This is a genomic window from Thiohalophilus sp. (assembly GCF_034521165.1).
Classification (GTDB): domain Bacteria; phylum Pseudomonadota; class Gammaproteobacteria; order UBA6429; family Thiohalophilaceae; genus Thiohalophilus.
This window is the reverse complement of sequence record NZ_JAXHMV010000013.1, coordinates 56,512-82,422: the sequence shown is the minus strand read 5'-3', so window position 1 is coordinate 82,422 and position 25,911 is coordinate 56,512. Positions and strand designations below refer to the sequence as shown.

The 25,911-nt window shown below is 56.9% G+C and carries 24 protein-coding genes and 1 pseudogene; 15 read left to right on the top strand and 10 right to left on the bottom strand.

Going from position 1 to position 25,911, the window contains the following annotated elements:
• Positions 1 to 529: 529 nt before the first annotated feature.
• From radC to U5K34_RS12430, 12 genes are all read left to right on the top strand, one after another.
• Positions 530 to 1,204 (top strand): RadC family protein, encoded by a 675-nt coding sequence (gene radC, locus U5K34_RS12485; protein WP_322568727.1) that lies wholly within the window; start codon positions 530 to 532, stop codon positions 1,202 to 1,204.
• Between the two features lie 169 nt (positions 1,205 to 1,373).
• The gene (gene rpmB / locus U5K34_RS12480; RefSeq protein ID WP_322568726.1) at positions 1,374 to 1,610 is read left to right on the top strand and encodes a 50S ribosomal protein L28; all 237 of its coding nucleotides are present in this window, start codon (positions 1,374 to 1,376) and stop codon (positions 1,608 to 1,610) included.
• A gap of 11 nt (positions 1,611 to 1,621) precedes the next feature.
• Positions 1,622 to 1,777, top strand: a complete 156-nt coding sequence (rpmG, locus tag U5K34_RS12475) for a 50S ribosomal protein L33 (protein WP_134080758.1) — start codon at positions 1,622 to 1,624, stop codon at positions 1,775 to 1,777.
• Positions 1,778 to 1,888: 111 nt separating this feature from the next.
• Positions 1,889 to 3,112: a multifunctional CCA addition/repair protein gene (locus U5K34_RS12470; protein ID WP_322568725.1), complete on the top strand. Its 1,224-nt coding sequence runs from the start codon at positions 1,889 to 1,891 to the stop codon at positions 3,110 to 3,112.
• A 2-nt stretch (positions 3,113 to 3,114) separates the two neighbouring features.
• Entirely contained in the window at positions 3,115 to 3,885 is a 771-nt protein-coding gene (locus U5K34_RS12465) for a class I SAM-dependent methyltransferase (protein ID WP_322568724.1), read from the top strand.
• 314 nt (positions 3,886 to 4,199) lie between these two features.
• A complete protein-coding gene (rimO, locus tag U5K34_RS12460; protein ID WP_322568723.1) occupies positions 4,200 to 5,552 on the top strand; it encodes a 30S ribosomal protein S12 methylthiotransferase RimO in 1,353 nt (450 codons plus the stop codon).
• Between the two features lie 280 nt (positions 5,553 to 5,832).
• Complete coding sequence (locus tag U5K34_RS12455) at positions 5,833 to 6,045, top strand: type II toxin-antitoxin system HicB family antitoxin (protein ID WP_322568722.1); 213 nt, start codon at positions 5,833 to 5,835, stop codon at positions 6,043 to 6,045.
• Positions 6,046 to 6,116: 71 nt separating this feature from the next.
• Positions 6,117 to 6,314, top strand: coding sequence for a DUF2283 domain-containing protein (locus U5K34_RS12450; RefSeq protein WP_322568721.1), 198 nt, complete (start codon positions 6,117 to 6,119; stop codon positions 6,312 to 6,314).
• Between the two features lie 392 nt (positions 6,315 to 6,706).
• The gene (locus U5K34_RS12445) at positions 6,707 to 8,032 is read left to right on the top strand and encodes a serine hydrolase (protein ID WP_322568720.1); all 1,326 of its coding nucleotides are present in this window, start codon (positions 6,707 to 6,709) and stop codon (positions 8,030 to 8,032) included.
• Positions 8,033 to 8,144: 112 nt separating this feature from the next.
• Positions 8,145 to 8,552, top strand: coding sequence for a hypothetical protein (locus tag U5K34_RS12440; RefSeq protein ID WP_322568719.1), 408 nt, complete (start codon positions 8,145 to 8,147; stop codon positions 8,550 to 8,552).
• A 215-nt stretch (positions 8,553 to 8,767) separates the two neighbouring features.
• The gene (locus U5K34_RS12435; protein WP_322568718.1) at positions 8,768 to 9,508 is read left to right on the top strand and encodes a hypothetical protein; all 741 of its coding nucleotides are present in this window, start codon (positions 8,768 to 8,770) and stop codon (positions 9,506 to 9,508) included.
• A 421-nt stretch (positions 9,509 to 9,929) separates the two neighbouring features.
• A complete protein-coding gene (locus U5K34_RS12430; RefSeq protein WP_322568717.1) occupies positions 9,930 to 10,895 on the top strand; it encodes an MBL fold metallo-hydrolase in 966 nt (321 codons plus the stop codon).
• A gap of 30 nt (positions 10,896 to 10,925) precedes the next feature.
• Here U5K34_RS12430 and U5K34_RS12425 read toward each other — a convergent pair whose 3' ends face one another.
• Positions 10,926 to 14,672 carry a translocation/assembly module TamB domain-containing protein gene (locus U5K34_RS12425; RefSeq protein WP_322568716.1) on the bottom strand — a complete coding sequence of 1,249 codons (3,747 nt, stop codon included), beginning with the start codon at positions 14,670 to 14,672 and terminating at the stop codon, positions 10,926 to 10,928.
• Complete coding sequence (locus U5K34_RS12420) at positions 14,672 to 16,411, bottom strand: autotransporter assembly complex family protein (RefSeq protein WP_322568715.1); 1,740 nt, start codon at positions 16,409 to 16,411, stop codon at positions 14,672 to 14,674. Before U5K34_RS12420 ends, U5K34_RS12425 begins: the two co-directional genes overlap by 1 nt.
• Positions 16,412 to 16,574: 163 nt before the next feature.
• On the opposite strand from U5K34_RS12420, the gene U5K34_RS12415 reads away from it, so the two are divergent.
• Positions 16,575 to 17,504 carry an MBL fold metallo-hydrolase gene (locus tag U5K34_RS12415; protein WP_322568714.1) on the top strand — a complete coding sequence of 310 codons (930 nt, stop codon included), beginning with the start codon at positions 16,575 to 16,577 and terminating at the stop codon, positions 17,502 to 17,504.
• Positions 17,505 to 17,576: 72 nt separating this feature from the next.
• Here U5K34_RS12415 and U5K34_RS12410 read toward each other — a convergent pair whose 3' ends face one another.
• Complete coding sequence (locus U5K34_RS12410; protein ID WP_322568713.1) at positions 17,577 to 18,314, bottom strand: OmpA/MotB family protein; 738 nt, start codon at positions 18,312 to 18,314, stop codon at positions 17,577 to 17,579.
• The gene (locus U5K34_RS12405) at positions 18,311 to 19,162 is read right to left on the bottom strand and encodes a motility protein A (protein ID WP_322568712.1); all 852 of its coding nucleotides are present in this window, start codon (positions 19,160 to 19,162) and stop codon (positions 18,311 to 18,313) included. Before U5K34_RS12405 ends, U5K34_RS12410 begins: the two co-directional genes overlap by 4 nt.
• Here U5K34_RS12405 and U5K34_RS12400 point away from each other — a divergent pair.
• Positions 19,137 to 19,700: pseudogene (locus U5K34_RS12400) on the top strand (EAL domain-containing protein). The gene U5K34_RS12405 and the pseudogene U5K34_RS12400 overlap by 26 nt on opposite strands.
• 4 nt (positions 19,701 to 19,704) lie before the next feature.
• Here the strand turns inward: U5K34_RS12400 and U5K34_RS12395 are convergent.
• The 5 genes from U5K34_RS12395 to U5K34_RS12375 all read right to left on the bottom strand — a co-directional run bounded on the left by U5K34_RS12395 (position 19,705) and on the right by U5K34_RS12375 (position 24,432).
• Positions 19,705 to 20,295 (bottom strand): cell wall hydrolase, encoded by a 591-nt coding sequence (locus U5K34_RS12395; protein WP_322568711.1) that lies wholly within the window; start codon positions 20,293 to 20,295, stop codon positions 19,705 to 19,707.
• A 373-nt stretch (positions 20,296 to 20,668) separates the two neighbouring features.
• Complete coding sequence (gene cmoB / locus U5K34_RS12390) at positions 20,669 to 21,643, bottom strand: tRNA 5-methoxyuridine(34)/uridine 5-oxyacetic acid(34) synthase CmoB (protein WP_322568710.1); 975 nt, start codon at positions 21,641 to 21,643, stop codon at positions 20,669 to 20,671.
• Positions 21,640 to 22,374 carry a carboxy-S-adenosyl-L-methionine synthase CmoA gene (gene cmoA, locus U5K34_RS12385; RefSeq protein ID WP_322568709.1) on the bottom strand — a complete coding sequence of 245 codons (735 nt, stop codon included), beginning with the start codon at positions 22,372 to 22,374 and terminating at the stop codon, positions 21,640 to 21,642. The genes cmoB and cmoA overlap by 4 nt, the downstream gene beginning before the upstream one ends.
• Positions 22,375 to 22,380: 6 nt before the next feature.
• Positions 22,381 to 23,175 carry an undecaprenyl-diphosphate phosphatase gene (locus U5K34_RS12380; RefSeq protein ID WP_322568708.1) on the bottom strand — a complete coding sequence of 265 codons (795 nt, stop codon included), beginning with the start codon at positions 23,173 to 23,175 and terminating at the stop codon, positions 22,381 to 22,383.
• A 12-nt stretch (positions 23,176 to 23,187) separates the two neighbouring features.
• Positions 23,188 to 24,432 (bottom strand): class I SAM-dependent methyltransferase, encoded by a 1,245-nt coding sequence (locus tag U5K34_RS12375; protein ID WP_322568707.1) that lies wholly within the window; start codon positions 24,430 to 24,432, stop codon positions 23,188 to 23,190.
• A 54-nt stretch (positions 24,433 to 24,486) separates the two neighbouring features.
• On the opposite strand from U5K34_RS12375, the gene U5K34_RS12370 reads away from it, so the two are divergent.
• Positions 24,487 to 25,221, top strand: a complete 735-nt coding sequence (locus U5K34_RS12370) for a pteridine reductase (protein WP_322568706.1) — start codon at positions 24,487 to 24,489, stop codon at positions 25,219 to 25,221.
• 189 nt (positions 25,222 to 25,410) lie between these two features.
• On the opposite strand, the gene folK is transcribed toward U5K34_RS12370, so the two are convergent.
• The gene (gene folK, locus U5K34_RS12365) at positions 25,411 to 25,911 is read right to left on the bottom strand and encodes a 2-amino-4-hydroxy-6-hydroxymethyldihydropteridine diphosphokinase (RefSeq protein ID WP_322568705.1); all 501 of its coding nucleotides are present in this window, start codon (positions 25,909 to 25,911) and stop codon (positions 25,411 to 25,413) included.

Here is a 25,911-nt window from a genome sequence, read left to right as displayed (position 1 = left end):
CGGGCCCTTCGGAGTTTACTCCGAAAGGCAGGGCCGAGGGACGAGTTACGAGTGACGAGGAAAATCTTGAACCACGAAGGCACAAAGACACGAAGGGAAGAAAACGACTGTCTTTGCTCGTCATTCCGACGCAGAGCCTGCCCCGAGCAGGCTCCAAACCGGGACCGGAATACATGCCGGATTGGCCTGAAATCTCGAACCCGGTTCGTCGTCTTACTCTGCAAGGAATGACCAATTAAGGGGGTTGGTTGTTGTTCCTCGTCACTCGTAACTCGTCCCTCGGTCCTCTTGCTTGCGACCAGTAAGCAAGCAGGGGTAGGCCGGACATAGCAACGCGGTGTCCGGCAACCCGAAATATGCCCGATACCGCTGCGCCGTATCGGGACTACCCGCTCCCTGGTTCTGGTTTTCCTCGTAACTCGTCCCTCGTCACTCGGCCCTGTTTCTGACTATAATTGAACAGCACTGTCTGGCCGGCTGGAAATGCTGGCCGGTTTACCCAATCTGCTGAAAACGACAAGGAGGTCGTATGTCCATCACCGACTGGCCGCAGGCGGAGCGCCCGCGGGAAAAACTTCTGGCCCGGGGTTCCGAGGCCCTCTCCGACGCCGAGCTGCTGGCGATTTTTCTGCGTACCGGCACCCGCGGCAAGTCCGCCGTGGATCTGGCCCGCGAGGTACTGCAGCGCTTCGGCGGTCTGCGCGGACTGCTCACCGCCGGCGAGGCGGAGTTCTGTGCCGTGGCCGGCCTCGGCCAGGCCAAGTACGTGCAATTGCAGGCGGTCATGGCCCTGGCCCAGCGTCACCTGGGCGAAACGCTGGAACGCGACAGCGGCCTGCACAGCCCCGAGGATACCAAGCGCTATTTGCAAAGCCGGCTGCGGGATCTGCCCCACGAGGTCTTCGCCTGCCTGTTCCTCGACAGCCAGCACCGGGTGATCCGCTACGAGGAGCTGTTTCGCGGCACCCTCAACGGCGCCAGCGTGCACCCGCGCGAGGTGGTCAAAAAGACCCTGGCCCACAACGCCGCCGCGCTGATTTTCGCCCATAACCATCCCTCCGGCATCGCCGAACCCAGCCAGGCCGACCGCCACCTGACCCGGCGGCTGGTAGAGGCGCTGGAGCTGGTGGAAGTGCGGGTGCTGGACCATATCGTGGTCGGCGACGGGGAGTGCGTGGCCTTTTCGGAGCGGGGCTGGCTATAAAAAACAGGGCCGAGGGACGAGTGACGAGGAGAACCGGCACGGCCAACAGCCTGCTTGAAATCCGCGCGATACGGCACTTTAGGAGGAATTGGGCTTGTAAGGCTGGCGGGAAATCCGTAAAATTCGCGCTCTTTGACGCATTGTGCAGCTGATTTTTGGAGAAATAACCATGGCCAGAGTCTGTCAAGTGACTGGCAAACGTCCGATGAGCGGGAACAACGTTTCCCACGCCCATAACAAGACCCGTCGCCGTTTTCTGCCCAACCTGCATACCCACCGCTTCTGGGTCGAGTCGCAGAGCCGCTGGGTGAAACTGCGTGTCAGCAGCAAGGGCATGCGCATTATCGATAAAAAAGGTATCGAGGTCGTCCTCGAGGACCTGCGCCGCCGCGGCGAAAAGGTGTAAGGAGTTTTATCATGCGTGACAAAATCAAACTCGTCTCCAGTGCCGGCACCGGTCACTTCTACACCACGACCAAAAACAAGCGCAACATGCCGGAAAAAATGGAAGTGAAAAAATACGATCCAGTGGTCCGCAAGCATGTGGCCTACAAGGAAGCCAAGATCAAGTAAGCCGATCCTGGCCTCCGGATTAAAAAACCCGCCCCCTCACCGGCGGGTTTTTTTATGCCTGCATCTCGCGCCGGTTCGAATTCGGGGCGCCAAACGATTATTATCAGAGCCATGAAACGTTATCAGGTAGGCGGCTGCGTCCGCGACAAACTGCTCGGCCTGCCGGTCAAGGACCACGACTGGGTGGTGGTCGGCAGCACGCCAGAGGAGATGCTCGAAGCCGGCTATCGCCCGGTGGGCAAGGACTTTCCCGTCTTTTTACATCCCGAGACCCGGGAAGAGCATGCCCTGGCCCGCACCGAGCGCAAGACCGGCCCCGGCTATACCGGCTTCACCTTTCACGCCGCCCCCGATGTCACTCTCGAAGCCGATCTGGCCCGCCGCGATCTGACCATCAATGCCATGGCCGAAACCGATACGGGCGAGATCATCGATCCTTTCGGCGGCCAGCAGGACCTCAAGGATCGCCTGCTGCGCCATGTCTCCTCGGCCTTTGTCGAGGACCCGGTGCGTATCCTGCGGGTGGCGCGCTTCGCCGCCCGGTTTGCCGAATTCGGTTTTCGGGTCGCCGACGACACCCGCGAACTGATGCGGCAGATGGTCGACAATGGCGAGGTCGACGCGCTGGTCCCCGAGCGGGTCTGGCAGGAAACCCTGCGCGCCCTGCAGGAAGACCGCCCCGAAGTCTTTTTTGAAGTGCTGCGCGAATGCGGCGCGCTGGCCAGACTGTTTCCCGAAGTCGATCGCCTCTACGGCATGCCGCAACCGGAACAGCATCACCCGGAGATCGACACCGGCGTGCACACCATGCTGGTGCTACAGCAGGCGGTAAAATTATCAAAGGATCCGGCCGTGCGTTTCGCCGCGCTGGTCCACGATCTGGGCAAGGGCACCACGCCGGCCGAAGAGCTGCCCGCGCACATCGATCACGAAGAACGTGGCGTGCCGCTGGTCGAGGCGCTGTGCGATCGCTATAAAATCCCCAACGAGTTTCGCGAGCTGGCGATCATGGTGACCCGCTATCATCTGCACTACCACCGCGCCGGCGAGCTCAAGGACACGACGTTATTAAAAACCCTCGAAGCACTGGATGCCTTTCGCCGGCCCGAACGCTATGAACAGTTCCTGCTGGCCTGCGAGGCCGACTCGCGCGGGCGTCCCGGTTACGAGGATCGCAGCTTCGATCAGCCGCGTATCATGCGCGAGGCCTTCGCCGCCGCGAGCGCCATCGAGGCCAGACCGTTCGTCGAACAGGGCCTGCAGGGCCAGGAGATCGCCGAGGCAATGCACAAAGCGCGCCTGACCGCGATCAAACAGGTCCGGCACACGGCCTGAGCATGGCCTTCGCCGATCACTTCTCCAAACAGGCCACGGACTACACCCGCTACCGGCCTCACTATCCGCCCGAGCTATTTGATTATCTGGTCTCGCTGTGTCCACAGTATGAACGGGCGCTGGATGTGGCCACCGGCAACGGCCAGGCCGCCGTCGCCCTGGGCGAACACTTTGCGAAGGTCATCGGTTGCGAACCGAGTCTGGCGCAACTGCGCAACGCGCAAAAGCAACACACCCTCGAGTATCTTTGCAGTACCGCCGAGCAACTGCCGTTTCCTGATGAGACCTTTGATCTGATCAGCGTGGCCCAGGCGGTACACTGGTTCGATCACGCCCGCTTCAATGCCGAAGCCGTGCGCCTGCTCAAACCCGGTGGCGTACTGGCGATCTGGGGCTACGGCCTGTTTTCCATCGCCCCGGCGATCGATGCGCTGATTAACGACTATTATGCCCATACACTCAAAGGCTACTGGCCCGAAGAGCGCCACTGGATCGAGCGGAGCTACGCCGACCTGCCCTTCCCCTTCGCCCAACTCGACACCCCGGCCTTTCACATCCAGGCGCAATGGACCCTGCCCGAAGTCATCGGCTACCTCGCCACCTGGTCCGCCACCCAGCGCTACCTCGCCGATTACAATCACAACCCGTTACCCGCACTCGAACAACGACTCGCCGAACACTGGCCCGATCCCTCACAACCCAAACCGATCCAGTGGCCAATCCACTTGCTTGCTGGTCGCAAGCAAGAGGGCCGAGGGACGAGTAACGAGTAACGAGTAACGAGTAAAAAAACTGAACCACGAAGACACAAAGACACGAAGGTTAAAAAGATTAATTCATTGTATTCTGCGCAGACAGGGGTAGGCCGGACATAGCAACGCGGTGTCCGGCATGGATTCCGGCCCCGGCTTAGAGCATGCCGGGGCAGGCTCTGCGCCGGAATGACGACCAGGGCAGAATTATTCCCCGTTCGTGTCTTCGAGCCTTCGTGGTTCAAGATTTTCCTCGTCCCTCGTAACTCGTCCCTCGGCCCTGTGTTGATAAGTGATATACTCCCGCCCCTCGCAACCACAACCCGAATACCCCTATGTCAAACCCCGCACCCAGAGTCGGTTTTATCAGCCTCGGCTGCCCCAAGGCGCTGGTGGACTCGGAACAGATCCTCACCCGGCTGCGCGCCGAGGGCTATGACATCGTCTCCGACTATGACGACGCCCAGCTGGTACTGGTCAACACCTGCGGCTTTATCGACACTGCGGTGGAAGAATCGCTGGAGGCGATCGGCGAGGCGCTGGATGAAAACGGCAGGGTGATCGTCACCGGCTGCCTGGGCGCCAAGGGCGACATCGTGCAGCAGACCCACCCGCAGGTGCTGGCGGTGACCGGCCCGCACGCCCTGCAGGAAGTGATGCAGCACGTCCATCAGCATCTACCCAAACCGCACGATCCCTATACCGATCTGATTCCGGCCGAGGGCCTCAAGCTGACGCCGAAGCATTACGCCTATTTGAAGATCTCCGAGGGCTGCAATCATCGCTGCAGTTTCTGCATTATCCCTTCCATGCGCGGCGATCTGGTCAGCCGGCCGATCGGCGAGGTGATGCAGGAGGCGGAGAACCTGTTCAAAAGCGGCGTCAAAGAGTTACTGGTCATTTCGCAGGACACCAGCGCCTACGGCGTGGATGTCAAATACCGCACCGAGTTCTGGGGCGGACGCCCGCTGAAAACCCGCATGACCGAACTGGCCGCCGCGCTGGGCAAGCTGGCGCGCGAATATGGCGCCTGGGTGCGACTGCATTATGTCTATCCCTATCCGCACGTAGACGAGGTCATCCCGCTGATGGCCGAGGGGTTGATCCTGCCCTATCTGGATGTGCCGTTTCAGCACGCCGCGCCGCGTATCCTCAAGCTAATGAAACGCCCAGGCAACATCGAAAAAACCCTGCGCCGCATCGAAGAGTGGCGCGCGATCTGCCCGGACATCACTCTACGCTCCACCTTCATCGTCGGCTTCCCCGGCGAGACCGAACAGGAATTCGAAGAACTGCTGGAATTTTTAAACGAGGCGCAACTGGATCGGGTCGGTGCCTTCGCCTACTCGCCGGTGGAAGGCGCCAGCGCCAACGAACTGCCCGACCCCGTCCCTGAGGAAGTCCGCCAGGAACGGCTCGAACGCTTCATGCAGTTACAAAGCGAGATCAGCGCAGAAAAATTACAAAAGAAGATCGGCCAGACGATGCAGGTCATCGTCGACGGCTTCAGCGAGGAGAACCTCCTGCTCGGCCGCTCCAGTGCCGACGCCCCCGAGATCGACGGTGCCGTGATCCTGGACCAGGTCGAAGACGAGGTACAGCCGGGGCAGTTCATGGAGGTGAAGATCGTCGCCGCCACCGAGCACGATCTGATCGGTGTGCCGACAGACGCTGCTCTCGAAGACTAAATAACTGTTCGTAATAAAGGGTATAGAGGCGTAGGTCCGGTTGCGCGCAGCGCTACCTGACATTCTGCTATCGGCAGGGTGTCACGCAGGCTAGCGCCAGCATGACCTGCAGCATTAGCCCTCTCGACGACAACCCGTCACACCGGGCTTCCAGTCCATCAGAAGCTGGCCGAGACCCGGAATCACAAGCCTCTGATTATTAACCTTTTCCAAGGCAACCTGTACTCCAAACCGGCCCCATGCGGATGCAAACAGATCATTTGCCTGCTAGGATTACAGAATGTTGATTAAATATGAACTTGTCATCTACTGGAGCGAAGAGGATCAGAGCTTTATCGTAGAAGTACCAGAGCTTCCCGGCTGCATAGCGGACGGCGAAACGTATGAACAAGCTGTCTCTAACGCGCAAAGCGTCATTGAGCAGTGGATCGAAACAGCACGAGAATTGGGCCGCCCAATACCAGAGCCTCGAGGCAGACTGATGTATGCATAATAACAGTTATTTTTACCTGCATATCGGGAGACGCTTTCTTCACATGCACTCTTTTACATAAGAATTCGGCCATGAAAGTCAGCTATTTCGAAGACACAGATACGCTATACATTGAATTCCGCAAGACGGATATCGCTGAATCCAGGGACCTGGACGAGAACACCATTCTTGGTGTTGACAAAAACGGCAACGTTTGCGCGATAACCTTCGAGCACGCAAGCCAGCATACCGACGTCAGGCATCTGATCGTCGAGGGCATAGCAGCTTAATAAAGTTCAAGTATTCTGACCCTTTGATCCCTGACCCTTTGATCCGTGTTGTGAGTTCTGCGGCGCGACGTATCTGCACTCAAATGGCGCGTTCCATCAGGTTATTGACAGTGATTAGCGCTTTTGCGCTCTTACGCCAATCACCGGGTCGAACCAACACAACTCTTTGAAACCTTTCATTTTCCAGCTGCAAGAGGCCGGAATCCGCGCATTAAGCAGATGACAGACTCTCTGCCCACGTCTGCCACCTTGTTATGCTTACATACGGGGTTTTAACGCTATAATCATTTTCATGCTCACTTTCTCGGGAAATTCGCAGAAAAATTATCTATATTCAACCTGTTGCACTGGTCTGATCCGGCTGTTCTCGGCTATTCATGGAGAGAAGCATCATGAAGCGCTCGCCCCGTAATTCACTCGCACTGCTCGTAGCCATCCTGGCCCTCTCAAGCTTTTTTTCCCAAACCGGCGCGCAATCCGGTTCCTACCCGGGCGCCGAGAAATCCGACCCCGGGCGCATGGGCTGGATGATCGGTTTTCCGCCGCCGCCTGAGAAGTTGATCATGCAGCCGGAATCTGATTTTTTCAGCTTCCCGAAATTGCGATGGACGGTATGCCACATTCGGGAACTGATGCCCACCAAGCAAGTGAGTAGAGGTATCAACCCACCGGTCCCGCTGGAGCGCACGATCGATGACGATATTGACGCTGTGACTTTCTCGCCCATGGGTAGCGGAAAAACCATGACGTGGAAGGAATCTCTCTCGGCGAATTATACCGATGGCATTCTCATTCTTCACAAAGGCAGGGTCGTTTATGAGAAGTACTTCGGCTGTCTCGACGAGATGGGCAAGCATACCGCTATGTCGATGACCAAGTCCCTTACGGGACTTCTGGCCGAGATACTGGTGGTGGAGGGGCGGCTCGATGACACAGCCAGGGTCTCCTCAATCATCCCGGAACTCAAGGACAGTGCGTTTGGCAGCGCCAGCGTACGCCAGGTGATGGATATGACTACCGCCCTTGACTACAGTGAGGATTACGCCGATCCCAAGGCGGATATCTGGGTTTATTCAAAGGCGGCGAGCCCGTTACCAAAACCAGAGGGTTATGAAGGCCCAAATGGCTATTTTGAGTACCTGCAAACCGTCAAACAGGACGGCGTTCATGGCGAGGCTTTCGGCTACAGGACAATCAACACGGACGCACTTGGCTGGATTATCTCGCGGGTCACCGGCAAGGACCTTGCGCACCTATTGTCGCAGCGCATCTGGCGCAGAATGGGCGCGGAACAGGATGGATATATGACCGTGGATGCCAGGGGAACACCTTTTGCGGGCGGAGGGCTCAGTGCCGGCCTGCGAGACCTGGGGCGCATTGGCCTGCTAATGCTCAACGGTGGAGAGATAAATAGCCAACGGCTGTTCCCGCAACAGGTTGTGGAGAACATCCGGGCCGGTGGAGACAAGAAAGTCTTTGACAAGGCGGGTTACAAAACCCTAACAGGTGGCAGTTACCATAGTATGTGGTGGATACTCCATAACAAACATGGCGCCTACGCCGCACGAGGCGTTCATGGACAAACTGTCTACGTGGACCCGACCGCCGACATGGTCATTGTGCGTTTCGCGTCTTTTCCCGCGGCCACAAACGCACAGATTGACCCGACCTCGTTGCCCGCCTATCAAGCCGTGGCCGAATATTTAATGAAAAAGTGAAGGGCGCATAAAAATGAGTGGGCAAAACGCTGCACCGGTTCCACGGAGGCAGGTCTTGCCTTTTGCTATCCCGCTATGAACGACTTCAGGCCGGATAAAGCCTGATACTGATTTGGACAGAAAATTGAATCATCCATTCTATCTCCATCTAATACGAAAAAGCCTGGCCCTTATCGCGGTGCTTTTTGGTGTGGTAACGGTTTTTGCGGGCAGTCGTGTCCTGACCGGCTCCGATCCGGGGTATGTGGTCTTTCTGCCCTTGCTCGTCTACAACACGGTAATGGGATTTATTTACATCGGCGTGGGGATTGTCGCGTGGCGTAATGTTCATTCTGGGCGAAACGGGGCTGCAGCTGTCTTTGTGCTGAACCTGCTTGTCCTTGCCGCCATCTGGATGCTTTACAACTCGGGCGGTGCCGTGGCGATTGACAGCCTTCGCGCCATGACATTGCGTACGGCTGTCTGGCTGCTGCTCTTTATTGGTCTGTTCTGGCTGAGCCGCCGCACAGCAGAGACTTGAGACCGGCGCCAGAAAGCCCCGCACAGTTTCTGAACAGCATGCGTGCATGTCAAAATCGCCGGGGCGGAGTCGTTCAGAGCTTGCCGCCAATGTGAACGCGCAGTACCCTGATAAACAGGCCTTGGCCAGAAAAACTATTGGTTATAATGTCATTATGAATTATTACCGTACACAACAGGCTCTTTAATCAGCATACCAACCAGCAGCCGCACACTATGGCAATGAAACTGAAGCAATTTCTCGGGTATGAATGGGATGCTATTGCGGGAATCGTGGCAGCGGTTATCGCTATCGTTCTGCATCTTCTGCATGTAGTGGATGAGGAGGTAATCCTGCCGATACTTCTGGCCCTTCTGGGTTTACTGTTTATCAACTTCATGCGCCATACCCGCAATAATGAACTGACCGCCGAGCAGGTCGAGTCCACCGCACAGGCGGTAGAGCGTATCCAGACCTCACTCAGTATGCCCGACGTGGTGCTCGTCGGCCCGCGCCATTTGCGGACGGTAAATGAACATTTTGTCCGGGATATGAGCGGGGAGACGATCTGGTTTAATGTCTGCCTGTCCATGTATCTCCCGCAGTCCCTGTTCGATGCATTACTCAAACCGGCTATCGATAATCCACTGGTAACATCCATCCAGTTTGTGCTCGACGCGTCACAGAAAGATTTGTGGCAGACTCTGCAGCCCCGAATCGCCGAATGTTCCGGCCAGTTCAAGGTCAAGGAGCCGCGCTGGTGCCACTTGAGCAAGACGACTTCATTTATTCTGGCCGACAGTCAGGCAAGCGGCGGGACCGAGGCGCTGCTCAGTTTCTGGGGAGAGCCGTTCATGGCCCAGAGTACCGAACAGGAGGTGCCACGCTTTATCTTCCACATCCAGAAAAATTCCGAACTGCTGCCGCATCTTGTCGAGCTGCAACGCACACAGTCCCGTTCTGCAGGGGCCGTCTGAAATTTAAACCAGTCCCGCTAAATCCAGGTCAGGACCCGGATTTATTCCGTAAATGATGTTGGTGACAAAACGGTAACTTATGGAGATCCGGGTCAAGTTTTGCTTTTCTAGCTGCGATACACTCGCATATCTAAATACGTAAGGGCAAAAGGCAAGACCTGACCCTAGGAATTCTTTGACCCCAGGAATTCTTGTAAATTATTACCGTGCATTGCAGGCTCTTCAATCAGCATGCAAGCCAGTAAGACCCGCCCTGTAAATCCCCTTTAACTGCTCATTTTTCTTTGGTCGCGGCTAGTACTGCTTCGATAAAAAAGTAGTAAAGTCGTGCCGATGTGCTATAAAGATTGCCTAAGGCTGCAACGCCCGGAATTAGAAAAACCGTTCTGTCCAAATCTCATTCTCACACAGGAAGTGCACAATGAAGCCCATTAAATATCTTGTTTTTGCACTTGTTTTCATGCCGATGACAATATTTGCCCATGAACCACAGCTTCCGCTTGATTTTGAGCAACATACGCTCGAACAGGTAAGCCAGCATATTCATGTTGTTCATGGCACCCAGTCACTCCCCAACCCGCAAACCCGCGGTTTTATGAATAACCCTTCGGCGATTTTGACTCACGGTGGAATCATCATTGTTGATCCAGGAAGCAGCGCTGAAATCGGCCGGCAACTGCTGACAAAGCTTCGCAAGATCACTGATAAACCTGTTATCGCCGTGTTCAATACCCATGTCCATGGCGATCACTGGCTGGGGAATCAGGGCATCCGGGAAACCTATCCTGAAGTTCCGATTTATGCGCATACGCGGATGCTCGAACGCGTTGAAGCCGGTGAAGGTGGGACCTGGGTTCAGCTGTTTATGGGCATGACCGAAGGCGCGGTTGAAGGCACCCGGGTAATTGGGCCGAATATCGGCCTCTCCGGCGGAGAGGTTCTGAGCCTGGATGGCATTACACTGAAAATCCATCATACCGGCCACGCGCATACCGACCATGATCTTATGATAGAAGTTGTTAATGACAAGGGGCTGTTTTTTGGTGACATCGTCTCTTCCCGGCGCGTTCCAAACTCTGACGTCCCGCAAGATGCGAGTTTCAAGGGTTCTATTGCCGCGATCAAAGCCATGCTGGATGAGGATATTGCTGTTTATATCCCCGGTCACGGTCGCAGTGGCGGTCGGGAAGTCCCCGAATCATCTCTTCTTTTTCTTGAAGCGCTGAATGCGTCAGTCACCCACTACTTCAACCAGGGACTGCAAAGCTACGAGATGAAGGACAAAGTGATTGACGATCTTGCTGAATACCAGGACTGGAACAACTTTAACGAGATAGGACGGGTGATCAATTTTGTATTCCAGGAAGTGGAGCAGGATAATTTCTGATCACCTTGCAGCACCTGTCATGCAATCGCCTCAGCGATCGATGGTAAACAGAATATCGGCGCTCTGGTGCTCGCCGCTTTCGCCCTTGATATACCAGCGGTCGGATAACTGATATCGCACGCTCAGCGTGTTGAAGGACTCGACAATCCCCACGCCGTAGCTAACATAGAGTCTGGGTGCCAGGTAGCGGCCCATGACCAGCGAAGCCTGTTCGCCGGTGTCACTGGCTTCGACGCGCATTTCATCCAGCCCGAAACGATCGCCGATCTGCCGTGCCAGACTGTCGCCGCCGCTCAGGCTCAAGGCCAGTGCCGCTTTGGCCATCATGCTGCCTTCCTCGCCGGACGCTGTTTCCAGCGGGCGGCCCAGCATCAGGTAGGCCAGTGCATCGGTCTGGCCCATGGCCGGGATGGAGAATAGTTCCACTTCCGGTTGATTGAGGCTGCCGCGCACGCGGATTCCGGCGGTGACGTTATTCACCTGGCGTATCGCGCGCAGATCCAGGCCGGGGTTGCTGACCGGGCCACCCGTATACAGCAGGCGACCGTGTTCCACCGTGAGACGCTGGCCGTAGGCGGTATAGCGACCTTCGACCACGTTGATCTCGCCGATCGCGGTGGTCAGTTCGCCGGGACTGTCCGTCAACAGCAGATCGCCGCCCAGCCGTCCGTCGAAGCCGAAGCCGTACAGGCTCACCCGATCCCCCAGCGTTACTCGCACCCGGGTGGTGATTTGCCATGGCTCTTCGACATGCTCCTCGCCGCCGACGATCACCACGTCCTCCGAGACCCGTGCCGCGGTGGTAACATCTTTGGGCTGCAGGCGCGCAAAGGGCACGTGGACTTCGCCACTGATATTAATATTGCGCCCCTGCAGCTTGAGTTGCAGATCGGGGGTAATATTAACCCGGGCTTCGGGGATGCGCGCCACCTCGACGTTTTCACCTTTTATAGTGATCGTCGTTGGCCAGCCGGCCTGGTTGTCCAGTCTGGTTTCACCCTGTAATCGCAAATCGCCATCACCGGAGTGGGCTATCAATTCGTAATTCAATTTGTTCAGCACATCGCTATGCGCATTCATGCGAACTTGTTCCAGTTGCAACCCGAGGCGGGGGATGCGCAGCCGGCCCTGATCAAGATTCGCCTTGCCGCTGTAGCGCGGGTTGGCCAGCGTTCCGCCAACATCAAGCTTCATCGCCAGCTTACCGTCGAGATCCTGTACATCGGGTAACAGCGCTTCGATAATACCGAGCTGGTTAATCGTCACACTGGCGCTGCCCTGCATGGGCTGGGTATCACGCACGAGGTTCAGCAATTGCGCATCGGGCAAGACCAGTCTCGCCTGAAATTGATCGCCGTTACCCATGGCCAGGTTTGATGTCGCCCGTATTCCCTTCTCGTCCACACTCAGATCGAGACTGCCCGTGCGATACTCCCAGCGTTCCACTTCTCCTTCGAGGACGGGATAGGTGACACTGCCTGCCGGTAACTCGATGCGAGCCCGGCCGGTCAGTTGCTTCGGGGCATTCAGCTGCCAGGCGGCTGTGGCATTAGCGACACCTTCAATGATCAGATCAGACGGTAACCAGGGTGAGAATACCTGTAACGGAAAGTTAACCAGCTCGAGCTGTGAGCGCCAGCGCTCCCCGGTTTGTTGTACCTCGCCGCAAACACTGGCGTCGCCAGACTGTACACAGAAAGGAGCAAGTTCAAAGTTATTTCTTATCAGGTTCAGGGCGACCGGCTGTTGCAGATGCCAGTTGTCAAATTCCGTGCTCAGAAGATCAATCGCCTCGATCCGCCCGCGCCAACCCTCCGCACTGGCCGCTCCTTTGAGTTCCACGCGTGCCGTGTTCCCGTCATCCATGGCAACCAGCTGTAACTGTGCCGGATCGGCCTTGATTTCTAGCCGGTCAATCTTCTGGTTATGTACGTCAAGCGCCTCGACGACAAGATCGATATTGACCTGTTGCCAGCGAAACAGATCCACATCCAGATTACCGCTGATGTTGCCAATGTGATATTCCGGCAGACTCATCGCCTTGCCGTTAAACGTCGCCTGGATGATCGGCTCGCCCTGCGTGCCACCGAGCTTGCCCGTGGCCTGCAGCTGGCCACCGGCCCGCGGATAAAGCATGGCCAGATCGTCGGCATCAACGGACCAGTCAAGACTCATGTGTTTACCCAGCTGGCCCTGCGCATTCACCGTGGCCGATCCCGATTCGAGGTCAAACTGTTTTACCTGTATCTGGCCCGCCTCCCAGGCCAGTCGGCTGCGCAGATTCACCGGCTGACCGCGTAACTCGCCACTGAGTCGGGTTATGTCGGCCTGTGCTATGACCTGACCCGCCTGTACCTGCCCCGTCGAAGTGAGACCAGCATTTAACCGACCGGGCCATTGTGGCCACTGCACGGCAGGATTGAGATTGTTGCCTGTGACCCGCACATCCCAGGCGAGTCGCGGTGACCAGTCGAGCCGGCCTGTCAGGGTGGTTTCACCATCCAGCGCCACGATCCGCAACGTGTCGAAATCAAGCCCATCGGCATCGCCGATGGCATTGACCTGCCAGGTCGAGGGGGGCGTCTGCGGCAGCGGATGATCCGCGCTGAGGGCGATCCGATACTGATCCGGTTTGCCGTCGATGCGGCCTTCGCCACTGGCACTGTCTATCCAGGCATCACCACTCAGCGGCCAGCGCAGGTTTTCCCAATCCAGTTGCAAGGCCAGTTCGCCGCTTTGAATACCGCCATCGCCGGGCGTCCAGTTACCTTCGGCATTGAGCACGGTTTCCGTGGCTGGCGCTTGCAGACGCAGCTGTTCGAGAACAAGTGATCCATTCTGTGCCAGTTGTAGTTTTACGTTCCCCGAAAAGGGACCCTGCCCTGGATATTCACCATCCATCCGCCCGCTGAGTGAAGCCGTCTGTCGATCGCCTTTGCCCTGTAACTGCAAACTGCCGGTAATCGCGGGCCAATCCGTGTTGAGTTGTGCCGTATTGAACTCGCTGACATTCACGTTCGCCTGCCAGCGTAACGCGTTTAACAGATCGCGGGCCTCGCCGTTGAGCGTCATCTGCAGCGGGCCGCTGATCGTCTGTTGTAATGTAAGCCTGTCCAGATTGCCCCGGCTCTGACCCTGGCCGCTCAATTTCGGTTGCTGCGGCAAACGAAGTTGCCATTGCATATTCAGCTTGTGCTGATAATTACCGACCGGTTTCAACGTCCCGTCGATATGCACATCAAACGCCTTCGCAGCCACATCGAACCGGTCGATAAGAATGCTATTGCCCTGGCTTCTGGCATCAAGCGTGAGCTGTTGCAGGACAACTTGCTGCTCATCCCGCGTGATCCGGATGTTATCGACCCGGATATCCTCGAGTGCCACCGCCACCGGCAAACGAATGTCCGGCAGCTCAACTTCCTGCTCCGCCGTGCTTTGTTGTGCGGCGGGCAGTGTGACAGACACGGACTGGACATGCAGTTGGCTGACAACCAGACTGCCCGTCAGTAACTCAAAGGGCCGCCACTTCAGCCTTGCCTGTTCAAGGACAACCCGGGTATCCGCATGCTGATAAACCAGATCGGTGGCGGTGATGCGACCGAACAGCCGCCCTTCGAGTTTGCCGATGCGTAATTCGCCGGGAATGAAGTCGCTGCTCTGTTGATAGGCCCAGCGCAAACCGCTTTCGGTCGCAACTAGCCAGAATAAGCCGCTGCCCGCAAGCAATAACAGCAGCAGGAGCATGGCGAGCAGGTTTTTTTTCAGCTCCTGGCGCATCACAGATCCGGACCTATGTTGATATGTATTCGCCAGGGATCGCCCGGTCGCGTGATCGCCGAAGCAAAATCGATGCGCACCGGACCGATGGGCGACTTCCAGCGTAGTCCCAGGCCGGCGCCGCGTTCGAGTTTCTCATCGAAATCGTCGATAGCGTTGCCGGCGTCATAGAACACGGCCACGCCCCACTTGCCGCCGAGACTGTGCTCGAACTCGATACTGCCGGTCATCAGGTGCTTGCCACCGACCACCCGGCCACTGTCATCCACCGGTCCCAGGGATTCATAGGCATAACCACGCACGCTTTGTGCGCCACCGGCAAAAAAGCGTACCGACGACGGCAGTTGGTTAAACTCATCGGTCACCGTACTGCCGAACCGGCCGCGGGCGATAAACCGGTTATTGGCACCCAGCGAGATGATGCCCTTCAGTCCACCCTGAACCTGATAAAAGTCGGTATCGGAAACCAGTTGCTCACTGGCGCCGCGCAAACCGATATCAAAACGCACACCATCCAGCACATGCACGAACCCACGACCCCAGGTACGACTCCAGTCGACACTGGGGATGAGCAGGGTTGAATCACCCTGATCCTCGGCGACGACAAAGTCTTCCTGTTGATAGTGCAGTCCGATGGATTCACGCCACTGACCCCGTCCGCGATTCAGGCTGACGCCAACAGTACGCAATGTACTTTCGCTGGTGTCGGTTTCCTCGTTAACCACCCCGGCGCTGTAAATGATCTGATCGGTACGCGGATCGAGTACCGGCACCCGGTAACGAACGCCGAGGCTGTACCCAATCTCCGATACCCGGGCATCGGTGCTGATGCGATGGCCCGATCGGTTCAGGCGCGGCATCTCCCAACCAAATTTTGCGCGAGCGCCGGTATCCGTCCCGTAACCCAGCCCCAGCGTATAACGGTGCGGCTTGCGTGGGGTCAGCCTGACATTGACGGGGACTTCTTGTGATGCCGCCTGTGGCTGGCCGGGGGAGACCTCGACACGGGAGAAGTAATCGCTGTCGTTGAGCGCATATTGCAGTTCGATAACCTGATTGAGGTTATAGGGTTCGCCCTGTTTGAACGGGATATAACGTTGCAGCAATGCCGGGTCGATCACATCCTGCTGCAGTGAAACCTCGCCAAAATTATAACGTGGGCCGCCCTCGTAATGCAGGCGAACACGCGCCTCATAGCTGTCCAGATCGATCTCTACCCGGTGTTTAACAAAGCGCGCCTCAAAATAACCCCGCGTGGCGGCCAGTTCAGCCAGGTTATTCTTGATCGACTCATACTCAAGATGGTTGAATACACCGCCCTGTTGTAATGGCAAATTGGCCGCCAGGTCTGAAAATGCCGGATCCTGCTTCAACTCCTCGCCGAGTATCAGTTCAAATTCCACCACTGGCAAGGCGGGGCCCTTGTCTATCGTATAGATGGCCTGCCACTGACCGGGGCCTGGCTGGTTCAGCTCGCCGTTGATTTCTGGTCGGTAGTAACCATAGGGTTTTAACGCATTGGCGATTTCTTCTGTAGCCTTGTCATGCAGGCGCTTGAGGCGGCCTTCTGTCAGCAGGGGACTGTTTTTTTGCTGCTCAAGGCTCAGATAGAGACGGACATTGTTTTCAAAGTCGGCCTCGACTCCGCGTATCTCCACACTCAGGCTGATTTGTGCAACAAGCGGATTGCAGAAAACACAGGCCACCAGGGTCAACAGCCATTTTTGCATCTTGCACATCAAGCATCCTTATCACACCGGGGTATCCAGACAGTGTATAGTATATAGGGTATACGCACGGCTCAAAACAGCCTTGCCGGATTTGCCGGCCTGACAGGCCAAACCGCTGCTCGTCACCTGTGTGCGGTTAACAGAAAAGACCAACACCAATCAGGAGTTTACAATGCTTCAACATTTCAAGACCGCCCTGATCACCACACTATTTTCCCTGCTGGCTTCAACGGTTTCGGCCGCGGAGACTCTGAAGCTGGAACAACTTGCCGATAATGCCTATGCCATCGTCGGCGAACTGGGCAATCGCAGCGTCGAGAACTTGGCCAACAATGCCACCTTCGGTTTTGTTGTCACCGATGCCGGTGTGGTATTGATCGACCCGGGCGGTGTTTATCAGGGCGCCGGGGCGCTGCAGGCCGTCATCCGTACGGTAACGGACAAACCGGTCACTCATGTGATTAACACCGGCGGGCAGGATCATCGCTGGATGGGTAACGACTATTTCAAGCAACAGGGGGCGGCCATTATCGCCAGCGCCCGTGCAGTGGAAGACCAGAAGACGCGCGCCCGGGACCAGTTCTCCCGCCTGGCCAGCCTGATGGGCAGCGAGGCGATCGAGGCCACCCGGCCGGTACATGCGGACAAGACCTTCGATACCGAGCTGAAACTGAAGGTCGGCGACACGGTTTTTGAAATCCGTCACGCCGGTCAGGCGCACACCCCCGGTGACAGTTTTGTCTGGCTGCCGCAGGAGAAGATTATGTACACCGGCGACATTGTCTATACCGAGCGCATGCTGAGCATCCGCGATTATTCCAGCAGTAAAAACTGGATAGAGAGTTTTCGCGCCATGGCGGCCTATGAACCGGAAGTGGTGGTCCCGGGCCACGGTGCCCCGACCAGCCTCGACAAGGCCCGCGCCGATACCTACGACTACCTGGTGTTCCTGCGCGAGTCGATCGCGGAATTTATGGATAACGGCGGGGATATTTCCGAGATTGGCCGTATCGATCAGTCCCGGTTCGATTATCTGGCCAACTACGAGGATCTGGCCGGGCGCAATGCCCAGCGGGTTTACTCCGAACTCGAGTGGGAATAATCCCGGGGAAAAGATGTCAGGCAGCGCGCTGCGCAGCCTGACCTGCCCTGGATGGCGTTTTCGCCAGCCGTCTTATTCGATCTGCAAGTCCTGTTGGGTCTGCCCGGATTTATGATGAATCACGATTTCCACCCGCCGGTTGGCCGAGCGCCCTTCGGGGTTGTCGTTCTTTGCCACAGGCCGGGTGTCGGCATAACCGACCGCACGCAGGCGATCGGAGGCGATACCCTGGCGTTGCAGATAGCGCACCACGCTGGCGGCACGGGCCGAGGCCAGTTCCCAGTTTGAGGGAAACTGGTCGGTGGTAATCGGGAGGTTGTCGGTATGCCCCTCCACCGTGATCCGGTGTGGTTCGTTTTTCAGAATCGGGATCAGGGGATCGAGGGTTGCCAGTCCTTGTGGCCTCAGCTCGGCCTCGGCCACATCGAACAGGATGCGATCGCTGATCACCAGGTTGACCCGATCTTTTTCCACCTGGACCTGAACCGAATCATCCAGGCCGTCCAGCAGCACACCGCCCAGCGGAGTTACCGCCTCCTCGACCGGCTCCCGCTTCGATTCGATTGGCGGCCGGGGAACGACCTCCGGCTTTGGCACCACCTTGACGGCCTCGGGCGTTTCCTCGTCGGTGAAGTCGGCAAAGGTCAGCAGAACGACGAACATCGTCAGCAGCAGGGTCAGGGTATCGAGGTAGGAGATCAGCCAGCTTTCGCCCTCGGTATCCTGGGCCTCGGGATCATCCAGGCTCTGGATAGCCAGGTTATTGCGTGCCTTGCTGCTTTGCCCCATCGCCGCCTGCCACTGGCTCATGATTTGCTGTCCTGCTGTTTGTCGGCGTAAATATCGACCCCTGTGTCTTTTTGCTCGTCGGGCAGATCTTCGTAGGGTTGATCGCGTATGTCATCCCGGTACTGGGCCATGAACGAGCGCAGGGTTTCGCGAACAAAGGCGGGGTTGCGCTTTTGCGAGATCAGCATGACGCCCTCGAGGATCATGTTCATCACCACCAGGCGCTGTTCGGTACGTCGTTCCAGCTTGAGCGCAATCGGTTTGAAAATCAGGTTGGCCAGCAAAATGCCGTAAAAGGTAGTAATCAGTGCCACACCCATATATTGACCAATCTGGGAAATCTCGCTTTTATCCAGGATCAGCATCATATTGATCAACCCGACCAGGGTTCCGATCATGCCAAAGGCCGGTGCGAACGAAGCCATACTGCGGAAGATTTGCGCCTCGGCCCGTTCCCGTGCCCGCATGCGCGAGATGCGCCACTGCAACATGGAAACGATATCGTCCATTGGCGCAAGATCGATCACCAGCTGCACGCCGGTGCGTAAAAACGGGTTGGTGGAAGTGGTCAGCTTCTGTTCGACGGCCTGCAGCTTGCCCTGAAACCAGAGACGGGCAATTTCCGTCAGCTCTTCCATATCATCGTGCAGGGACGACTTCTCGTGGCGTAATACAATCCCGAACACCCGGAACACGCGCAGCACTTCGCGCAGGGGATAGGCGATAAAAGTCGCCGCCAGGGTGCCCACCAGCACAATCGCCAGGCCCGGCAGATTGATATAGGCCGCCGGATCCTCCGCGCCGATATTCAGCACATAAAACAACAGCCCCACACCGGCCAGCATGCCGATTAACGTCGATGGATTCATTCCTCACTCCCGAGATTGCTATACACCCTTTATCGGATACCCTGCCGCCAACTTGATGTTGCACAAAACAGACGATTGGCCGGCCAGACTGGCGGAATGCATCCGGGGAAACCCTGCAACTGGACTATTCGGAGCCGAAGCGCTGGTGCGCTGGCATCATCCAAACCATGGGCTGCTACGACCGGACAGTTTTATTCCCATACTGGAGAAGTCGGGGGGTAATTTACCGGCTCACGCAAAAATGATCGCTGATGCCGTCCGTTTCACTGCGCATCACCGTCAAAAGGCGTAGCCCTGTCCAGTTTCGGTGAATGTAGCGGCTTCGGATCTGCTCGAACATGATCTGGCCGCGATCATCCGACGCAGCCTGGATGCCCATTGCGGCGATACAGGGGATTTGCGCATGGAAATGACCGAAACCGGCATGGTGAGCGAACCCGCCCGGGTCCGCCGGGTCCTCGAAGATCTGCAGCAAATGGGTATACAGTGCTCGATCGACGATTTTGGTACCGGCTACTCCTCACTTTCCTGCTTTTGACTCTCTATTTGTAAAAAATATGCCGGCCGATCGTGGCCACTTTTTGCTTGCTACGGGCCCAGCTGGGACGGATATAACTGGCATGGTAAAACAGGGCACCTTCTACCCGCGGATCGTGGCGCCGGTAATAGACATCCCCGGCGACCCGACGGGCAGTTTTATAGGCCGGATCGCTCCTGTCGGCGGTGAGTTCAAGTTCGGTCCATGAAAAGGCGCCAACATGCCGTTTGCGTATTCTGTCCCAGCGCTGTTCATGCACCACTTCACACAACGTGTCCGGAAAGCGCTCTGAGGCTACACGGTTCAGGGTCACTTCCGCCACGGCGTACTGGCCGGCAAGCGACTCGCCGCGCGCCTCGTGATAAACATTCAGCGTCAGACAGCGCAAATCACGCGTTGCCTGCCTGTCCTGCTGTATCTGGTTGTTCAATGCCGAAATGCCCAGCGGGATCGCCACTAACAGCGCAAACACGCCGGCTGCAACAGCCAGCCGGGGTTTGTCCCGCGTATACCACCAGGATTGCAGTCCCAACCGCCAGCCATACCAGGTAGACGGCCAGGTTAACTCACGCAATTTTTCCCATATTTTATCCATACGTTAATTATAACGCCCCGATAACATGGACAGGGGAGTAGCGGGACAATTTGTGTCGCAGGGCACACACCGGACGGTTCCGGCTTTCTGGCTGCTGTCACTTTCTCTTTTGGCCGTCTCTCAACAAGTTAGCCACCAAAGACGCTGAGCTCACCAAAGGTTCAAAACTGCTAATATGATGTGATGCACTTCCGTGGCAGAAACGTGCGAGAAGTTAATACTGTCAATTTATCCATCGAAACACCAAAGACACTGAATTCACCGAAAGTTCAACTCAGTGGTTTTCAGCGTATTCGGTGAGTTCACTGTTTCGGTGGTTATATATTTCTCTCTATCTATTCTTCGAACTCTCTATTGGCCTGGCGAGCAATATTCAGGCTTTCTCCGCAATGATTATCGCCCGCCTGGGGGCGGGATAGCCTTCGATCGATTTGCCGTGATCATCCGGGTCAATAAAATCGGCCAGGGACTGGAAAGTCATCCATTCGGTCGCCCGCTGTTCTGCTACTGTCGTCGTGGTGACATCGACGGTGCGGATGTTGGTGAAACGGCAACGTCGCAACCAGCGTTCGAGCATCAACACCGAGGGCAAAAACCAGACGTTACCCATGCGCGCATAGCGGTCTTCCGGGAACAGGCAGGTATGCTCGTCGCCTTCCACCACCAGTGTCTCCAGCACCAGCTCACCACCCGGAGCCAGGCAGTCACGCAGTTGCAGCAGATGATCCAGGGGCGAGCGTCGGTGGTACAACACGCCCATGGAGAAGACGCTATCGAAGGTCTCCGGTTTTTCCGGCACATCGTCGATGCCCAGCGGCAGCACATACACGCCCTGCTCGCCGGCATAACGATGCATGACTTCGTACTGCAGGGTAAATAACGGGGTGGGATCGACACCGATGACCAGCTCGGCACCGGCACCTTTCATGCGCCAGCAGTGATAGCCATTGCCGCAGCCGACATCCAGTACCGTGCGCCCGACCAGTGGTGAGATGTGATCTTTTAATCGATCCCATTTCCAGTCGGAGTGCCATTCGGTATCGATATGGATCCCGAACAGCTCGAACGGGCCCTTGCGCCAGGGGCGTAGTTGTTTTAACTGCCGCGTTAATGTCTCACGTTGTTTGTCGCCCAGTTCGCCGCCGTCGCCGATGCGCACCGCGCCCCGACTGAAATCACAACTGACCGGTTGCGCCTCCGGCATCGCCGCTACCGCGGCCTGCCATTTTGGCAGATCGCCATAGCGTTTGGGATCCAGTCTTTTTTCGATCTGCCCCGGCAACTGTTGCGCCCAGCCGGCCAGCGGAGTATTTACCATGCGTTGATACAGGCCGGAATAGTCGATCATTTCACCGCCAGCAGGGAAGCAAAGTTAAAACATTGAAACCATTGATGGACCTCTTTAAAACCGGCCTGTTGCAGGCGTTCACAATGGGTTTCGAAGCTATCCGGAACCAGTACTTTTTCCAACGCCGTGCGCTTCTGACTGATCTCCAGTTCGCTGTAGCCGTTGGCTTTTTTAAAGGCCAGGTGCATGTCTATCTGAAACTGCTGCTCGCGTTCGTTATCAAAAGCGAGTTTTTCCGATAACACCAGCGCACCACCGGGCAACAATCCGGCATAGATCTGATCCAGCAGAGCCTGGCGCTCTGCCTGTGGAATAAACTGCAAGGTAAAGTTCAGCACCACCAGCGAGGCCTGTTCTACCTTGATATCGCGAATATCGGCGCAGATCACATCCACCTCAACTGGGGAGTCGTCCTGCAACAGGAACTGGCGACAGCGTTCGGTCATGGCTGTAGAATTATCCGCCGCAATGATGCGGCAACTGTCATGCGCAATCCGCTGGCGCATGGCGAGTGTCGCCGCGCCCAGTGAACTGCCAAAATCATAGATCCGGCTGTCGGGCTTTGCATAACGCTCCGCCAGCAGGCCCAGCAGGGAAATGACCGTCTCATAGCCGGGAACCGAGCGACGGATCATATCCGGAAACACGCCCGCCACCTTCTCGTCGAAGGCAAAGTCCACAATCATCGGTTGTGGCGAGGCATAAATCTTGTCGCGGGGTTTGTCGCTCATGGTCGCTTACATAAATACGTATAACAGACCGGCGCCCAGCACCAGTCGATAGATCACAAACGGCAGCATGCCGATGCGATCCAGCAGTTTCAAAAACCAGTGAATGCACAGATAGGCAGTGATACCCGATAATACTGTACCCAGTACGATTGGCGTCCATTCAATCCCGCCCTGTTTAATCAGTTTCAGACTCTCGTAGCCCCCGGCCATCAATATGGCCGGGATGGACAATAAAAAGGAGAACCGGGCTGCGGCCGTGCGGGTCAGCCCCATCAACAGCCCGGCAGTCATGGTGATCCCCGAGCGGGAAGTGCCGGGGATCAATGCTACGGCCTGCGCCAGGCCGATGAAAACGATATCCTTCCAGCCGAGGCGGTGTTCATCGCGCACCTGCCGGCCGATCACATCGGCCAGCCACAGTAATAATCCGAAACCAATCGTCGCCCAGGCAATGACCAGCGGCGAGCGCAACGTGGTATCGACCAGGTCATGCAGCAGCAGGCCGAAGATCGCCACCGGAATACTGCCGAGGATCACCGCCCAGGCCAGGCGACTCTCACCGCTTTGCTGTCGCCGCATGCATGAGACACCCCAGTCTCGCGCCATGGTGATCACCTCGCAGCGAAAATACCAGACCACCGCCGAGAGAGTGCCGACATGCACCGCCACATCGAATGCCAGCCCCTGATCGGGCCAGTCGCTCAACTGCGGCACCAGGATCAAATGGGCGGAACTGGAGATAGGTAAAAACTCGGTCAGTCCCTGCAAAACGGCCAGAATAATAATCTGAATCAGCAACATTTGATGATCTCGTTATAATTGATGGCGCAAATCACGCCCGCTGAATCCTGTCGGCAGAACCTGGCAACCCTTGTTGAGCAGCATCACCTTGAATATCTCGCCCATCTCCTGGGGCAGGGTCAGTTGCCGCACCTGCGAAACCTGGCGCTGATATTCGGCTTCATCGAGCGACTGTTGTTCGAGTTTTTGCAATAGGCCGTTATCGAGCAGAAAGTGTGCCTGGGTCGTATAGCCCGCCACACCAAACCCCGCCGCCAGGGCGTTATCAGCGATGTCGGTAAAATCCACATGCGCGGTAATATCCTGCAGCCCCGGATAAACGAAAGGATCATCATGAGCGCGATGGCGATAATGACACATCAACGTGCCGCGCTGGCGCTGGGGATGATAATACTCGCTGCGCGGGTAACCGTAATCCAGCAGTAACACCACGCTCTGGTGAATGTTTTCACCCAGCGTCCTGATCCATTGCCCGGCGTTGAGATTGATTTCCGTCAGGTAATCATCGGGCAGAGGCTGCTCGGCTTCGATTTGGGCCAGCTGTTGTTGTAACAGCGTATCGGACAGTGGCTGTTCCTGCGTGATGAACGCGTCCTGTTCGAACCCGACCGTCTGTTCGTACCAGCGTCCTTCGCGCTTGTGCACGCGATGCACCGGCATCGCATCCAGCAACTCATTGGCCAGCACGATACCTTCAAAATCTTCCGGCCAGGCATCAAGCCACTGCACATTGGGTAACAAGGATGGGCAATGTATCTCGAACTGCCGGCGCTGGCGCTCGCGCAGGTCCGCGCTCAGTTCGAGTATATAATAGTGTTGTGGCAGGCATTCCTGTTCCTGCCAGCGTTGTAACAAACGTGCCGCCAGTATCCCGCTGCCGGCACCAGCTTCCAGGACCGATTGTTGCGGCAGGGTTTTCAATAACGGCAAAACGGCGTCGGCCAGGCACCAGGCAAACAGCGGCGAGATCTCCGGTGCGGTGACAAAGTCACCGGCAGCGCCGAACTTGCTGCTGCCGGCGGCATAATAACCCAGCCCCGGTGTATACAGCGCCGCCTGCATATAATCATGGAAGCTCAGTGCTCCGCCGGCGGCCGCAATTTGCTCCCTGATCGCCTCAATCAGGGACAGGCTGTGCTGCTGTGCCACGGCATCGGACTCGGGCCAGTCGCTCGCCTGCGACTGGCTCTGACGCAGCCGCCGCGGGAAGGGGGGTTGCGTGGCATTGCGCCCGGTTTTGGGATCCGCTGTATTCATCGGCCAATTGCGTTAAAGTGTGCGACTTGTGGCAAAACCGAAGGATAACACAGCATGTCTGAACACAAGGTGGTTTTGATAACCGGCGCGGCCCATCGAATCGGCGCCACCACCGCACGGCTGCTGCACGGCCAGGGTATGAATATCGTGCTGCATTATCGCCACTCACGCGAGGCGGCCGAAAAACTGCAACTGGAGCTGGAACACGAGCGCGCCGATTCAGTGGTGCTGGTGCAGGCCGATTTGCATCACACCGCCGAACTCGGGCAACTGCTCGATCAGGCTGCTCAGGTCTGGGGACGGCTGGATGTGCTGATCAACAACGCCTCGACCTTCTATCCCACGCCGATTGAGTCGGCCAATCTGGAACAGTGGGATGATCTGATGGGATCCAACGTCAAGGCGCCGTTCTTCCTGAGCCAGGCCGCCGCCCCGTACCTGAAACAGCAGCAGGGCTGCATCGTCAACATCGTCGACATTCATGCCGAACGACCGCTGCGCAACTTCCCCATCTACAGCATGGCCAAGGCCGCACTGGCCATGGCCACCCGGGCCCTGGCCGCCGAACTGGGACCGGAGATCCGCGTCAACGGCGTCGCCCCCGGCGCCATTTTATGGCCGGAAAATCTGGAAGACGACGACAAGGAAAAGATCATCTCCCGTACCTTCCTCAAACGCCGCGGCAGCCCGGATGACATTGCCAAAGCAATTCTCTATCTCATCCGCGATGCCGGCTACATGACCGGCCAGATCCTCGCCGTCGATGGCGGGCGGTCGCTGAATTCATAAAAGTGATTCACCACGAAGGCACGAAGACACGAAGAAAACACAAAGAATTTTATTATGAAGCTATTGGCCTGGTGGCAGTCACCAATTTAACCGGGGCACATTACCTATAATGATGTCCCGCGGCGGAAGATAATCCCCTGCCCTGACCGGATTAATTATTGATTACTTCGTGTCTTCGAGACTTCGTGGTTAATCTTTTCCTTCCCACTCGAAGGGTATCGCCCAGAGTGACTGGCTGGCCTTGTCGAACTGTTGCCACAGTTCCGATATGGTGTTCTGTAATTGGGGATGTTTGAGATCCGGGGCGATCTCTGCCAGGGGTTGCAGGACGAAGGCGTTGTGGGTGATCTCTTCGCGCGGCAGGTCGATGCCCTGGTCCTGCAAATCCAGGTCATCGTAGAGCAGCAGATCCAGGTCCAGGGTTCTGGATGAAAAACGCGGACCGGTGCGTTTGCGGCCAAACCGGTTTTCGATGTCGTGCAGTGTATCGAGAACGTCTTGCACGCTTTGATCGGTTTTCAGTCCGACAACCAGGTTGAGAAAGTTGTCGCCCTCGAAGCCGACCGAAGCGCTTTCGTAGACACTGGAGAGGATCAGTTCACCGTACTGTTCTCTCAGTGCATGGATGGCGCCGCGAATATTGTGTTCCGCGTCGATATTGCTGCCAATGCTGATATAGATCTGCGCCAT

Bases quoted from the DNA above. Each gene is read 5' to 3' on its own strand.
- radC (WP_322568727.1), top strand. From the start codon at position 530: ATGTCCATCACCGACTGGCCGCAGGCGGAGCGCCCGCGGGAAAAACTT.
- rpmB (WP_322568726.1), top strand. From the start codon at position 1,374: ATGGCCAGAGTCTGTCAAGTGACTGGCAAACGTCCGATGAGCGGGAAC.
- rpmG (WP_134080758.1), top strand. From the start codon at position 1,622: ATGCGTGACAAAATCAAACTCGTCTCCAGTGCCGGCACCGGTCACTTC.
- U5K34_RS12470 (WP_322568725.1), top strand. From the start codon at position 1,889: ATGAAACGTTATCAGGTAGGCGGCTGCGTCCGCGACAAACTGCTCGGC.
- U5K34_RS12465 (WP_322568724.1), top strand. From the start codon at position 3,115: ATGGCCTTCGCCGATCACTTCTCCAAACAGGCCACGGACTACACCCGC.
- rimO (WP_322568723.1), top strand. From the start codon at position 4,200: ATGTCAAACCCCGCACCCAGAGTCGGTTTTATCAGCCTCGGCTGCCCC.
- U5K34_RS12455 (WP_322568722.1), top strand. From the start codon at position 5,833: ATGTTGATTAAATATGAACTTGTCATCTACTGGAGCGAAGAGGATCAG.
- U5K34_RS12450 (WP_322568721.1), top strand. From the start codon at position 6,117: ATGAAAGTCAGCTATTTCGAAGACACAGATACGCTATACATTGAATTC.
- U5K34_RS12445 (WP_322568720.1), top strand. From the start codon at position 6,707: ATGAAGCGCTCGCCCCGTAATTCACTCGCACTGCTCGTAGCCATCCTG.
- U5K34_RS12435 (WP_322568718.1), top strand. From the start codon at position 8,768: ATGGCAATGAAACTGAAGCAATTTCTCGGGTATGAATGGGATGCTATT.
- U5K34_RS12430 (WP_322568717.1), top strand. From the start codon at position 9,930: ATGAAGCCCATTAAATATCTTGTTTTTGCACTTGTTTTCATGCCGATG.
- U5K34_RS12425 (WP_322568716.1), bottom strand. From the start codon at position 14,672: ATGCGCCAGGAGCTGAAAAAAAACCTGCTCGCCATGCTCCTGCTGCTG.
- U5K34_RS12420 (WP_322568715.1), bottom strand. From the start codon at position 16,411: ATGTGCAAGATGCAAAAATGGCTGTTGACCCTGGTGGCCTGTGTTTTC.
- U5K34_RS12415 (WP_322568714.1), top strand. From the start codon at position 16,575: ATGCTTCAACATTTCAAGACCGCCCTGATCACCACACTATTTTCCCTG.
- U5K34_RS12410 (WP_322568713.1), bottom strand. From the start codon at position 18,314: ATGAGCCAGTGGCAGGCGGCGATGGGGCAAAGCAGCAAGGCACGCAAT.
- U5K34_RS12405 (WP_322568712.1), bottom strand. From the start codon at position 19,162: ATGAATCCATCGACGTTAATCGGCATGCTGGCCGGTGTGGGGCTGTTG.
- U5K34_RS12395 (WP_322568711.1), bottom strand. From the start codon at position 20,295: ATGGATAAAATATGGGAAAAATTGCGTGAGTTAACCTGGCCGTCTACC.
- cmoB (WP_322568710.1), bottom strand. From the start codon at position 21,643: ATGATCGACTATTCCGGCCTGTATCAACGCATGGTAAATACTCCGCTG.
- cmoA (WP_322568709.1), bottom strand. From the start codon at position 22,374: ATGAGCGACAAACCCCGCGACAAGATTTATGCCTCGCCACAACCGATG.
- U5K34_RS12380 (WP_322568708.1), bottom strand. From the start codon at position 23,175: ATGTTGCTGATTCAGATTATTATTCTGGCCGTTTTGCAGGGACTGACC.
- U5K34_RS12375 (WP_322568707.1), bottom strand. From the start codon at position 24,432: ATGAATACAGCGGATCCCAAAACCGGGCGCAATGCCACGCAACCCCCC.
- U5K34_RS12370 (WP_322568706.1), top strand. From the start codon at position 24,487: ATGTCTGAACACAAGGTGGTTTTGATAACCGGCGCGGCCCATCGAATC.
- folK (WP_322568705.1), bottom strand. From the start codon at position 25,911: ATGGCGCAGATCTATATCAGCATTGGCAGCAATATCGACGCGGAACAC.